The 526-nt window shown below is 70.2% G+C and carries 1 protein-coding gene; it reads left to right on the top strand.

What is annotated here, in order from left to right; all coding sequences use genetic code 11:
* Nucleotides 1-526 (top strand): MFS transporter (locus FQ755_RS07600; RefSeq protein ID WP_144152730.1); only part of this gene is annotated, 526 nt, incomplete at both ends.

Below are 526 nucleotides of genomic sequence, written 5' to 3'. Positions count from 1 at the left end.
GCTTCGTGATCGGCATCGGCATGGGTGGCGACTTCTCGGTCGGCCACGCGATCCTCGCCGAGTTCTCGCCGCGCAAGCATCGCGGCGCGCTGCTCGGCTCGTTCAGCGTGATCTGGACCGTCGGCTACGTGGTGGCCAACGTGCTCGGCCTGGTGTTCGCCGATGCCTCGCCGGGCGCCTGGCGCTGGCTGCTGGCCTCGGCCGCGGCGCCGGCTTTCATCGTGCTGCTGGCCCGGCTGGGCACGCCCGAATCGCCGCGCTGGCTGCTGGGCAAGGGTCGCGCCGCCGAGGCGCGCGCCATCGTGGCCAGGCATTTCGGCAGCCACGTGGTGCTCGACGGCGGCGAGCAGGCGCGGGTGTCCCATGGTTACGCGCGCCTGTTCCGCCCCGACCTGATCCGCCGCACCCTCTTCAACTGCGCGTTCTTCGTCTGCCTGGTGATCCCGTACTTCGCGATCTACACCTTCCTGCCGACCATCCTCAAGACCATCGGCCTCTCGGAAGGCTTCGGCGCGGACCTGCTGCT

The organism is Paraburkholderia sp. BCC1885 (genome assembly GCF_900996235.1).
Taxonomy (GTDB): domain Bacteria; phylum Pseudomonadota; class Gammaproteobacteria; order Burkholderiales; family Burkholderiaceae; genus Paraburkholderia.
The sequence above is the reverse complement of the archived record's forward strand: the minus strand, read 5'-3'. Positions and strand labels throughout refer to the sequence as shown.